Raw genomic sequence first — 11,440 nt, 5'->3', positions numbered from 1 at the left:
ACAAAAATTCAGCTTAGTTGGCCGACAACAAGCCCACGAGGTAGCGCAGCTCGTCCTCCACCTCGTCGTCGCTGGACACGACGTTTCTGACCTCCTCCCGCAGCAGTGCTCCAAAGCGGCGGCGCAGATCGGTGGACGCTTTCCGCACCGCTCCATGCGTCATTCCGTGTCGTGCGGCCATTTCCTCCCAATCCGGGTTCTGGCCGTCGGTGGCGAAGGTTTTCCGGCGCAACTCCTCCAAAAACGCGCAGCGCTCCCGCACCGCCAGTTCACGCTCCAGCCGGGACATCGCCTGGTCCACCATCGCACGCGCCCAGCCGCGGTCGAAGGCATGATCCGGCGATTCTCCTTCGATCAGGGCCGGTTCATCGGCACGCGAGCCGAATTCATCCACGTCGAGAAGCGGCGCACCGCCGCCCCGCTTCGCCGCATGCGCCTTCTCATGCTCATTGGCCAGCCAGTTGCTGAAGCACCGCAGCAGAAAACTGCGGAAGCGCACCTCCCCGCGCTGCACATGCCGCAGCATCTCGTGGGACAGCAGATGCTCGAAGAAACCCTGCACCGCATCCGCCGCCGCATCGTGATCCACACCACGCTGGCGCATGAAAATGTACAAGGGCCTCCAATAAGCCCGCCCAAGCCGTTCCAAGGCTCCCAGGGCCTCTTCCTCGCCTTTGGCGGCCAGAATCATCGACCACATCGTCGCCGGAAAAAGCCCGCTGTTGGCGGGCTGCTTTTCTGCTGAGGCTGCCAAGGATTCATCGTGCATGACCGGGGCCAGAATACGCGGAAGGAAAACCGCGAAGAAAACAAGATTTGTAAATAGAACGCAAGCCGCTAATCCCCTCATTCGCCGTGACCGACCTCATCGCCCTCGACAAACGCCATCTGTGGCACCCCTTCACGCCGATGCAGCCTTGGTGCTCGCCGGATCATGAGCCGCTGCTGCTCGTTTCAGGCAACGGCTGCACGCTTCGTGACCAGCATGGCCGTGAATACCTCGACGGCAACGCGTCGATCTGGACCAACATCCACGGCCACGGCCATCCCGTGATCAATGAGGCGATCATCGAGCAGCTCGGCAAGGTGGCGCACACGTCGTTTCTCGGCTTCACGCATGAGCCGGCCATCCGACTGGCGAAGGAACTCGTCGATCTCGTGCCGGGCGGGAAACTCACACGTGCCTTCTTCACGGACAACGGCTCCACCGCCATCGAATCCGCCGTGCGCATGGCTTTGCAGTTCTGGAAGCAGAACGGCAGGCAGGAACGCGACACCTTGATCGCCTTCGACCGCGCCTATCACGGCGACACGCTCGGCGCGGCCAGTCTCGGCGGCATACCTCTTTTCAAAGGCAGTGGCAATGACTTCGGCTATCGCGTGGTGACCGTGTCGTCCATGGACGAGCTGGCGGGCCTCGCGGCGGATCGCGTCGCCGCGGTGATCCTTGAGCCGCTCATTCAAGGCGCGGCCGGCATGCGTTTGTGGCCGCAGGGCATGTTGAAGTCACTCGACGCCTGGTGTGACGCCCACGATGTGTTTTTGATCCTCGATGAGGTCATGACCGGCTTCGGACGCACTGGCAAAATGTTCGCGTGCGAGCATGAGGACGTCGTTCCGGACTTCCTCTGCCTCGCCAAAGGCATCACCGGCGGTTATCTGCCGTTTGCGGCCACTTTGACGACGGAACGCGTGTTTGAAGGCTTCCTCGGCGATCCGGGCGAAGGCCGCACCTTCTTCTACGGCCACAGTTATGCCGGCAGCCAGCTCGGTTGTGCCGCCGCGCTGGCCAGTTTGCGCGTTTTTCGCGATGAACGCGTGCTGGAGCAGCTTCCCGCCAAAATCGCGCGCCTCCGCGACGGCCTCCGTGATCTGCCGGCCTTCCGCCAATGCGGCATGATCGCGGCGATCACCGTGGATTCGCCAGATCCGAGCGCAGGCGTGAAAATCTGCCTCGCCGCGCGCAAACACGGCCTCCTGACACGTCCCGTCGGCAACACCATCGTTCTGATGCCGCCGCTGTGCGTGACGCTGGGCGAAATCGACCGCATGACCGCCGCCCTGCGTGCCGCTTTGGCGGAGGTGGCTCCTACTGAAAGCACGGCTTGAGTTTTTGTCCTGGCACTCCAATTTTCCGCCATGTCGATGTCTGCAACACGTCTCACTCCAGCGCGAATTCTTCGAGAACTGGCGAAGATGAGCGTCGTCGAAGTGGAAGGTGTCATGGGGAGGCTCCAGAAGATCACGGCGGTAAAGCGGGGTGCTTTGAAGCCCAGCGAGGCCCGGCTGCTGGAGGTGATCAATGCCACACTGCCCGCCGGGGAGCGGGCGGAGTATCGAAAGCTTGTGAACAGGCGCAGAAACGGCACGCTCACACCGGCTGACCAACGCAGACTGCAACATCTCTCCGACCAGGTGGAAACACTGCATGCCCGCCGTGTGCAGAGCGTGGTCAGGCTGGCGGCGCTGCGAAAACTGACCGTGGCTGAAGTGATGAAACAGCTCGGTCTGCCCTCCCTCGTCACCGTGCATGGCTGACACCGTCAGTGTGGCGCTGCGCCGGCTGGTCCGCGCCCGTGCGCACGGACGCTGCGAATACTGCCAGACGCCTGAGGCTTTTGCCCCCGAGGCATTTTCAATAGAGCACATCATTCCACGCAGCAAACGAGGCACCACTCATGCAGGCAATCTCGCCTTGTCCTGCCAGGGCTGTAACAACCACAAATTCACACGGACACGTGCTGTGGATCCCGTGACCGAGCTTCCCACGGCTCTGTTTCATCCGCGTGCGCAACGCTGGAAAGAGCATTTCGCGTGGTTGCCGGACGCGAGACGCCTTGTCGGTCTGACGCCTGCTGGACGTGCGACGGTGGAGACACTTCGTTTGAACCGTCCGGGACTGGTGAATCTGCGCGCGGCGCTGATCGCCGTCGGCATTCATCCGCCTGTTTGAGCCCAGCCAATCACGAACCGATCAGCTTGTAGAACACCCAGCCAAGGAGACCGGTGGCCGGGATGGTCATGACCCAGGCCCAGACGATGCTCTCGATGAGCGGCCAGCGGATGGATCCCCAGCGCTTTGCCGCGCCGACGCCCATGATGGAGGTGGTGATCGTGTGCGTGGTGGAAACCGGCATGCCCATGTAGCCCGTGGTGGCCAGGATGGTGGCCGCAGTCGTTTCCGCGGCGAAGCCGTGCACGGGCTTCATCTTCACCATCTTGTGGCCCAGCGTCTTGATGATGCGCCAGCCGCCCGCATACGTTCCGGCAGCCATGACAAAGGCGCAGGTCATGATGATCCACAGCGGAATGCTGGCGCCTTTGTCCTGGATTTTGAGGAAGCCCAGCCAGGAGGGCAGGCTGTCGAGATCTCCCGCCTGCGTCGCTCCATAAAGCGTGAGCATGATCACGCCCATGGTCTTCTGCGCGTCCGCCATGCCGTGGCCGAAGCCCATGTACGCGGCGCTGAAGATCTGCAGATTGCCGAAGGTCGTGTTCACCGTGCGCGGACGCCAGTTCCGGATCAGCCAGAACAGGAAGCCCATGATAAAGAACCCCACCACGAGGCCGAGCGCCGGGGAGGTGATCATCGGGATGACCACCTTGTGGTAAATGCCCTCCATGCTGACCTTGCCGGTCACCTTGTCCACCTTCTCACGGGACCAGATCAGCACGTTCCAGTTTCCCTTGGCCGCGGCGAGGCTCGCTCCGATGAGGCCGCCGACCAGCGCGTGCGTGGAGCTCGATGGCATGCCGAACCACCACGTGATGAGGTTCCACACAATGCCGCCCAGCATGGCGCACAGGATCGTGATGGTCGTCACGGCCACCACCTTGTCATCGACAATGCCGCTGTGGATCGTCTTGGCCACGGCCTGGCCGAAGAACGCGCCGACCAGGTTCATCCCGGCGGCCAGCACCAGCGCCTGCCGTGGCGTCAACACCTTGGTGGAAACGACCGTGGCGATGGCGTTCGCCGTGTCGTGGAAACCGTTGATGTACTCGAAGGCGAGCACGACAAACAGCACGAAGAAGAGCAGGAGCAACGCGGTGGTCATGGGGCGCGAGGCGCTGCGGATCAGGAGTTCTTCAACACGATGTGGGCGACGACGTTTCCGGCATCACGGCAGCGGTCCACCACCTTCTCAATGAGGTCGTAGAGGTCCTTCAGGATGACGATGAGCACCGCGTCCTTTTCCGCGGTGTAAAGCCGGCGCAGGCAGTCTAGCATCAGCTTGTCCGCGTCGCCTTCGATCTGCTGGATCTGCTCGTTGAGGCTCTTCACGCGCTCCAGGTGCAGCTTCTGGCGCAGCTCGGTCACGATCGTCACCACGATGTCCGCCGCGGCGCCCATGTGCTTGATCTGGGCGGAGAAGTCGGTGCCAGCCACCCGCTCGCGGCAGATGAGCACGCGTTCGGCGATTTTTTCGACCGTTTTCGGGATCTTATAGAGAGCATTGGCCAACGCCTCGATGTCCTCACGCTCCAGCTCGGTGACAAAGGTCTTGCACAGCGCCTCGTCGATCTGGCGGGTGATCTTTTTGTCCTCGCGGCGGGTGGCGGAGAAGGCGTCGATGTTCAGGGAAGGGTCGGCAGGCTGGGAAAGCAGCTTGTTCAGCGACTGGACGCTCTGGCGGGCCTGGGCCGCGCTGGCTTCGAGCAGGTCGTAAAAGACATCCGTCTTGCCGAAGATTTTTTGGAAAGAGATCATGTGGGAGTGTTCGCCCGGGGTTGGCGGGCGCGCCAGTTAGAGCGAGGGGGCGCAACTCTGTCAAGGAAGGTCAAAATCCGCCTGTGTGACGGATTCGTAACTCAAAACGGCTTCCTCCGAAGAATGGCGGAGAAACTCGCTTACACCGGCGGCCGCAGGTCGGCGTCAGGACTCCAGCCACATTTTGCCTCCCAGGCTCTGCTTTGTGACAATATTGTAACAAATAATTCCTTGCGGTCGTTGGATTTCCCATCGCGCCAATGCCCTCCCTCTGTCGAAAACCACCTCTTTTCCTTCCCTGCCTCCTCCTGGCATGCCTGTGGACCACAGCCAAAGGCACCGATCTGCCCACCGTGGCCGTTGTCCCGGTGAAGAAGGGCGAGATCTACCGCGAGGTGGCATTTGACGCCGAGCTGCGGCCTTACAAGGAGATCGAACTGCATGCGCGAGCGACGGGCTACCTCGACAAGATGCTTGTGGACGCCGGCGATGGCGTGAAGGAGGGGCAGCTCATCGCGGAGCTGGACGTGCCGGAGCTGAAGTTTGACCTGGAAAACGCCCAGGCTGCCGAACGCCGGGCCCAGGCGGACATGGAGAAGGCCACGGCGGCCTACGAGGAGGCGCATCTGGCCCTGTCACGGTTGGAGTCAGCGGACAAGGCGCAGCCGGACCTCATTGCGAAGCAGGACATTGATTCGGCACGGCTGCGTGACCAGTCGGCGCGGGCGGCGCTGAATGCTGCCAAGGAGGAGCAAAACGTGGCGGCAGCAACCAAGAGCCGCTTTCAGACGATGCTGGACTACACCAAAATCTCCGCGCCGTTCGCAGGCGTGATCACACGGCGGTATTCGGACCCGGGGTCGCTCATCCAGTCAGGAACGAGCTCGGGCTCACTGCCGCTGGTGCGGCTGTCGCAGGTCGATCTTCTGCGTGTGGCGTTTCCGGTGTCTGTTTCCTATGTGGCGGGCGTGAAAGTGGGGGATGAGGCGGAAATCCGCATCCCGTCCCTCACGAGGAAGTTCCAGGGCCGGATCACACGTGTGTCGCAGAAGGTGGAGACGGCCACCCGCACCATGGAGGCGCAAATCGACCTGCCGAACCCGGACCGCAGCCTGATCGCGGGCGTTTATGCGACGGTGATGCTGAAAATCGACCGCCGCAGCAACGCGCTGATCCTGCCCATCGAGGCCGTGACCCGGGACAAGAGCACCGCCAGTGTCTATTTGATCAAGGACAACAAAATCGAGGCACGGAACGTGATGGTCGGCACCGAGTCGCCGACGCACCTGGAGATCGCGGAGGGACTTGCCGAAGGCGACCTCGTGATGGTCGGCAGCCGCGCGCAATTCAGCCACGGCCAGAGCGTGCAACCCAAGCCAGTCGAACTGCCGACCCTCGACAAGAAATGAAGCCCGCCATCGCTCCTGAAACCCTCCAGGCACTGCAAAAAATCGACACCTGCACGGTCGCAAATGCGATCGAGACCTTCAACGTCCGCCTGCGCAACGAGGGCTATGCCGATTCCAGCATCCGCTGCATGACCAACTGCGATTCGCCGGTCGTCGGTCATGCGGTGACCGCCCGCATCCGCTGCTCCAGCCCGCCGGTGACTGGCGGCACCTTTGTGGACCGCACGGACTGGTGGGACCACATCCTGACCATTCCAGGACCCCGCATCGTCGTGATCGAGGACGTGGATGAAGCTCCCGGCGCCGGCGCTTTCCTCGGGGAGGTGCATGCCTGCATCCTGCACGGCCTCGGTTGCGTCGCAGCGATCACGAACGGCTCCGTGCGCGACCTGCCTGCGATCAACCAGGGCAGCTTCAAGCTCTTCGCCAATCACGTCTCCGTCTCGCATGCCTACGTGCACGTGGTGGAGTTCGGCACACCGGTGAAAATCGGCGGACTGGAGGTGAGGCCGGGCGATCTGCTGCACGCGGACTGCCACGGCGTGCTGTCCGTGCCTCATGAGATCGCGGACCGCATCCCGGCCGCGGCCGCACAGATCACCGAACGCGAGCGCAAGGTGTTCGAGCTCTGCCGGGCGGGCGAGGTGACCGTGGACAAGCTGCGCAACGCTGTGCGCGGAGTTTTTGACTGAACCGGAGACTGACTCATGACGCGCTTCGCCCTTCGGTATCCATACTTCATCATCGTCTCCTGCCTCGCAACGCTGGTGGTCGGCCTCACCAGCCTCGTTCGTCTGCCGGTGGACTTGTTCCCGGAGATCAAGATGCCGGTGGTCATCGTGGCCACCTTCTACCCCGGCATGCCGCCGGAGCAGATCGAGCAAGATCTCACCTCCCGGCTGGAACGCTTCCTCACCCTCGCGGGCGGCATCGACCACATGGAGTCGCGTTCCCTCCCCGGCGCGAGCTTGATCAAGATCTACTTCCAGCCGGGCATCAGCGCGGACTCCGCGGTGAGTTCCATCGGAAATCTGGCGATGGCGGAGCTGCGACGGCTGCCGCCAGGCACATTGCCGCCGGTGGTGCTGAAGTTCGACGCGTCCAGCCAGCCGGTGTGCCTGATCACGCTGAAGGGCGAGGGCATGAATGAATCCCAGCTGCGTGACGTGGGCCACTACAAGGTGCGCACGCAGGCCGCCGTGGTGCCCGGTGCCGCGCTGCCGCAGCCGATGGGCGGCCGCTACCGTCAGATCCAGGTCTATGTCGATCCGCTGAAGCTCGAGGCTCATCAGCTCAGCCTCATGGACGTGGTGCGCTCGGTGAATGATTCGAACCTCATCCTCCCCGCTGGCGACGTCCGCATCGGCCCCTTCGACTACAACATTTACGCGAACACCCAGGTGCCCACCATCGCGGACATCGCGAAGATCCCGCTCAAAACCGTGGGCCAGTCCTCCGTGCTCGTCGGTGACATCGGCGAGGCCAAGGACGCCTCGCAGGTGCAGTACAACCTCGTCCGCGTGGACGGCCAGCGCTCCGCCTACCAGCCGGTCCTGCGCCAGGGCGGCGACTCCAACACGATCTCCATCGTCAGCGGCGTGCGCGACATCCTGCGCAAGCTCGTCGATGTGCCCAGCCAGCTCGTGACGAATGTCGTCTTCGACCAGTCCATCTTCGTCAAGAAGGCGGTGGACAATCTCCTGCACGAAGGCGGCATCGGCCTCATCCTCACGGGTGTGCTCATCCTGGTCTTCCTCGGCAGCATGCGCGCCACCGTGGCGGTGTTCCTGTCGATCCCGCTTTCCGCGCTCGCCATGTTCATCGCGCTGGCGCTCGGCGGCGGCACGATCAACACGATGATCCTCGGCGGCCTCGCGCTCGGTTTTTCGCGCCTCATTGATGACTCCGTCGTCGTGCTGGAAAACATCTTCCGCCATATGGAGCACGGCGAGACGCCGGAAGTCGCCGCGGAGAAAGGCGGCCGCGAAGTGGCGCTGCCCGTGCTCGCCGCGACCTTGACCACGGCGGTGGTGTTCTTCCCCGTCATCTTCCTGTCCGGCGCCAGCCGCTACCTGTTCATGGCGCTCGGCCTCGCGGTGGTGCTGTCGATTCTCGCCTCCTACCTCGTGGCGATGACGGTGGTGCCGCTGTTCTGCGCCAAATGGATCAAGAAGGTGCAGCCGCATCACTCGCCGGACGCCAGAGGCTTCAACGCGTGGTTCAACCGCCGCTTCGACGGCCTGCTGAACGTCTTCGAGCGCGTGTTGCGCACCGCCTTGAAGGCCCCCTCCCTCATTCTCATCCTGCTGGCCGCCGCCATGGCCTGCTCCGCGCTGCTGCTGCCATGGATCGGCATGGCCTACTTTCCCCGCACCGACGCCGGGCAGTTTTACATCTCCTTGAAGGCTCCCAGCGGCACGCGGCTGGAGGTGACGGAGAAACTCGTCGAGCAGGTCGAGAACATCTGCCGCGAAGTCGTCGAGAAGGACGACATGGACGTCGTCGTGTCGAACATCGGCATCACCGCCGACTTCTCCGCCATCTTCAACCCCAACACCGCCCAGCACACCGCCACGGTGCAGGTCAGCTTGAAGGAGGACCACCACGTCGGCAGCTATGAATACATGCGGCGTGTCCGCGAGCGCCTCCGCACCGAGCTGCCGCATGTCAGCGCCTTCTTCCAATCCGGCGGCCTGGTCGATTCCGTGCTCAATCTCGGCCGCCCGACGCCCATCGACATCCAAATCAGCGGCAGCGACATCAAAGCCACGCACAAGACGGCGTCCGAGCTGGCCGCCAGGATCCGCCAGCTTCCCGGTGTGAGTGATGTGCTCGTGCCGCAGGACATGGATTACCCCTCCATCCGCATGGACCTGGACCGCAAGCGCATCTCCGAGCTCGGGCTCACGCCGAAGGAGGTCACCCACAACGTCATCACCGCGCTCATGTCGAACGGCCTCATCGCGCCCACCTTCTGGGCCGATCCGAAGAGCGGGAACGACTACTACCTCACCGTGCAGTATCCCGAGGGTCATGTGAGGGACTTCGAGATGCTGCGGGCCATCCCCATCCGCGGCCCCGGCATGGAGAAATCCGTGCGCCTCGATGCCGTCGCCACGCTGGAGCCCATGCTCGGCCCCACCGAGATCACGCACTACCAGATCCGCCGCATCATCAATCTCTTCGTCGCTCCGGAGGGTGAGGACGTGAGCCTCGTCATGAAAGGCGTGGAAAAGATCCTCTCGGAAACCAAGGTGCCGGAAGGTGCCAAGATCGACCTGCGCGGCAGCGTGGGGAACATGAACGAGTCCTTCCAGACCTTCGGCCTCGGCCTGATCCTCGCCGTCGTGCTCGTGTATCTCATTCTCGTCGCGCAGTTTCAGAGCTTCCTCGATCCGTTCCTGATCCTGCTGGCCATTCCCACCGGCCTCATCGGCGTCGTGCTCATGCTCTGGGCCACCGGCACCACGCTGAACGTCATGTCCCTCATGGGCGTGGTCATGATGATGGGCATCGTCGTCTCCAACAGCATCCTCATCGTCGAATTCGCCCGCCACCTGCGCCAGGACGGCGTGCCGCTGCGGGATGCCGTCATCACCGCCTGCCGTGTGCGTCTGCGGCCCATTCTCATGACCTCCCTCGCCACGCTCATCGGCCTCGCTCCCATGGCTCTCGCCCTCGGCACCGGCAGCGAGGCCTACGCGCCCCTCGCCCGCGCCATCATCGGCGGACTCGGCGTCTCCGTCGTGCTCACGATGTTCGTCGTGCCCGCCGCCTACCTCATCGCGCATCGTCGTCGCGAATCCACCGCCGCTGTTCCCTCATGAAACGCCTCGTTTTGACCTTCCTCCTCGCGGCGCTCGCCGCCCATGCAGGCGATAAAACGCGCACTCTCAGCCTTGGTGAGGCCCGCGTCCTCGTTTTGAAGCGCCATCCGCGCATCAACGCCGCTGATCTCACCGTGCGTGCCACCGAGGAAATCGTGAAACAAAACCGCGCCGCCTACCTGCCGCAGGTACAAGGCATCGCCGCAGGCGTCATCACCAGCGATGCCACCGGCGGCATCAAGGCCTCCACCGATGCCCTCCAGCTCGCCGGCGTGTACAACCGTGCCTCCGGTGCCGTCACCGTCAGCCAGCTCATCACCGACTTCGGCCGCACGAGCAATCTCACCGCCAGCTCACGCCTCCGGGCCGAGGCCGAGGCGGAGAACGCCCGCTTCACCCGCGCCCAAATCCTTCTCGAAACCGACGCCGCCTGCTACGCCATCCTGCAGGCCCAGGCCTTGCTTGGAGTCGCCGAACAGACCATCAAAACCCGCCGCCTGCTGCGGGACAACACCGTCTCGCTGCAAAAAAACCAGCTCAAGTCCGCCATCGATGTCAGCTTTGCCGAAGTGAACGCCAAGGACGCCGAGCTGCTGCTCGCTCGTTCACAAAACGACCTCAAATCTGCCCACGCCACCCTCGCCCGCTTGCTGCTCGACCCCGAAAACAGCGAATACCACGTCATCTCACCCCAGCAGCCCGTGGCGCTGCCTTCCAAGCCCCACGGCCTCATTCAGATGGCGCTCAATCTGCGGCCCGAACTCGCCAAACTCCGCCTGGAACGCGACGCCGCCCAAAAATTCGTCAAAGCCGAAAACGCTCTCAGCCGTCCGCGCCTGACTCTGCAAGGCACCGCCGGGACCATGCCCTGGCGTGATCGTTCCCTCGATCAAAACTACGCCGCCGCCGGAGTCGTGCTCACTTGGCCGCTCTTCACCGGCGGGCTCAACACCGCCCGTCAAAACGAGGCCGAACTCCGCGCTCAGGCCGCCGAGCAGACCCTCAAAGACCAGGAAGCCGCCATCACCCGCGACGTGCAGATCGCCTGGCTCAACGCCACCAACGCCCTCGAACGCCTCAACATCACCGCGAAGCTCCGCGAGCAGTCCGCACAAGCCCACAGCCTCGCCGAAGCCCGCTTCCAGGCCGGCAGCAGCAGCGTCGTCGAGCTCAGCCAGGCCCAGCTCACCCTCACCGCCGCCGAGATCAATCAAACGACAACACGCTACGAGTATCTGCTGCGTCGCAGCATCCTCGACTTCCAGACCGGCCTCATGACCCGCCCCGCCACTCCGCCCGACGACACCGGGCGTGACCGCTAGGATGTGGCTCAAACGAGGCCCGCCGCGCATCGCGAAAAACACGGTGTTCACGGTTCAGCGTGCCACATTCGCTGACGCGTGAAGAACCACCGACCAAAGCCGGTCCATCCCCATGTATCCAGGCGGGACTGCCTTTTCTCATCCCAGCTCATGCGGGAGATGGTCTGCGGT

At 63.4% G+C, this 11,440-nt stretch carries 10 protein-coding genes; 7 read left to right on the top strand and 3 right to left on the bottom strand.

Translation table 11 applies throughout. The annotated features are described in order from the left end of the window. Window positions 1-13: 13 nt before the first annotated feature. Entirely contained in the window at window positions 14-769 is a 756-nt protein-coding gene (locus tag IAE77_RS21470) for a hypothetical protein (RefSeq protein ID WP_294231211.1), read from the bottom strand. An 86-nt stretch (window positions 770-855) separates the two neighbouring features. On the opposite strand from IAE77_RS21470, the gene bioA reads away from it, so the two are divergent. The 3 genes from bioA to IAE77_RS21455 are packed head-to-tail and all read left to right on the top strand — an operon-like array spanning window position 856 to window position 2,953. Next, window positions 856-2,109 (top strand): adenosylmethionine--8-amino-7-oxononanoate transaminase, encoded by a 1,254-nt coding sequence (bioA, locus tag IAE77_RS21465; RefSeq protein ID WP_294231209.1) that lies wholly within the window; start codon window positions 856-858, stop codon window positions 2,107-2,109. Window positions 2,110-2,139: 30 nt separating this feature from the next. Continuing rightward, window positions 2,140-2,538, top strand: a complete 399-nt coding sequence (locus IAE77_RS21460; RefSeq protein WP_294231207.1) for a hypothetical protein — start codon at window positions 2,140-2,142, stop codon at window positions 2,536-2,538. Further along, window positions 2,531-2,953: an HNH endonuclease gene (locus IAE77_RS21455; RefSeq protein WP_294231205.1), complete on the top strand. Its 423-nt coding sequence runs from the start codon at window positions 2,531-2,533 to the stop codon at window positions 2,951-2,953. Before IAE77_RS21460 ends, IAE77_RS21455 begins: the two co-directional genes overlap by 8 nt. Before the next feature lie 10 nt (window positions 2,954-2,963). On the opposite strand, the gene IAE77_RS21450 is transcribed toward IAE77_RS21455, so the two are convergent. Together IAE77_RS21450 and IAE77_RS21445 are read right to left on the bottom strand one after the other, a co-directional pair. Beyond that, window positions 2,964-4,058, bottom strand: a complete 1,095-nt coding sequence (locus tag IAE77_RS21450; protein WP_294231203.1) for an inorganic phosphate transporter — start codon at window positions 4,056-4,058, stop codon at window positions 2,964-2,966. A 20-nt stretch (window positions 4,059-4,078) separates the two neighbouring features. Then, on the bottom strand, window positions 4,079-4,711 hold the full coding sequence (locus tag IAE77_RS21445; protein ID WP_294231202.1) for a DUF47 family protein: 633 nt from the start codon (window positions 4,709-4,711) through the stop codon (window positions 4,079-4,081). Between the two features lie 353 nt (window positions 4,712-5,064). Between IAE77_RS21445 and IAE77_RS21440 the strand changes: the two genes are divergently transcribed. From IAE77_RS21440 to IAE77_RS21425, 4 genes are read left to right on the top strand one after another with little or no spacing between them, the layout of a single operon-like run. Continuing rightward, entirely contained in the window at window positions 5,065-6,120 is a 1,056-nt protein-coding gene (locus tag IAE77_RS21440) for an efflux RND transporter periplasmic adaptor subunit (protein ID WP_294231200.1), read from the top strand. Beyond that, window positions 6,117-6,812 (top strand): RraA family protein, encoded by a 696-nt coding sequence (locus IAE77_RS21435; RefSeq protein WP_294231198.1) that lies wholly within the window; start codon window positions 6,117-6,119, stop codon window positions 6,810-6,812. Before IAE77_RS21440 ends, IAE77_RS21435 begins: the two co-directional genes overlap by 4 nt. 15 nt (window positions 6,813-6,827) lie before the next feature. Next, window positions 6,828-9,947, top strand: a complete 3,120-nt coding sequence (locus IAE77_RS21430; RefSeq protein WP_294231196.1) for an efflux RND transporter permease subunit — start codon at window positions 6,828-6,830, stop codon at window positions 9,945-9,947. After that, complete coding sequence (locus tag IAE77_RS21425) at window positions 9,944-11,269, top strand: TolC family protein (protein WP_294231194.1); 1,326 nt, start codon at window positions 9,944-9,946, stop codon at window positions 11,267-11,269. Before IAE77_RS21430 ends, IAE77_RS21425 begins: the two co-directional genes overlap by 4 nt. The last annotated feature ends 171 nt before the right edge of the window (window positions 11,270-11,440 follow it).

Origin of the sequence: Prosthecobacter sp. (assembly GCF_014879935.1) — a bacterium.
In the GTDB taxonomy this organism is placed as follows: Bacteria; Verrucomicrobiota; Verrucomicrobiia; order Verrucomicrobiales; family Verrucomicrobiaceae; genus Prosthecobacter.
This window is presented reverse-complemented; position numbering and strand designations above follow the sequence as displayed.

Bases quoted from the DNA above. Each gene is read 5' to 3' on its own strand.
- IAE77_RS21430 (WP_294231196.1), top strand. From the start codon at position 6,828: ATGACGCGCTTCGCCCTTCGGTATCCATACTTCATCATCGTCTCCTGC.
- IAE77_RS21470 (WP_294231211.1), bottom strand. From the start codon at position 769: ATGCACGATGAATCCTTGGCAGCCTCAGCAGAAAAGCAGCCCGCCAAC.
- IAE77_RS21425 (WP_294231194.1), top strand. From the start codon at position 9,944: ATGAAACGCCTCGTTTTGACCTTCCTCCTCGCGGCGCTCGCCGCCCAT.
- IAE77_RS21445 (WP_294231202.1), bottom strand. From the start codon at position 4,711: ATGATCTCTTTCCAAAAAATCTTCGGCAAGACGGATGTCTTTTACGAC.
- IAE77_RS21450 (WP_294231203.1), bottom strand. From the start codon at position 4,058: ATGACCACCGCGTTGCTCCTGCTCTTCTTCGTGCTGTTTGTCGTGCTC.
- IAE77_RS21460 (WP_294231207.1), top strand. From the start codon at position 2,140: ATGTCGATGTCTGCAACACGTCTCACTCCAGCGCGAATTCTTCGAGAA.
- IAE77_RS21435 (WP_294231198.1), top strand. From the start codon at position 6,117: ATGAAGCCCGCCATCGCTCCTGAAACCCTCCAGGCACTGCAAAAAATC.
- IAE77_RS21455 (WP_294231205.1), top strand. From the start codon at position 2,531: ATGGCTGACACCGTCAGTGTGGCGCTGCGCCGGCTGGTCCGCGCCCGT.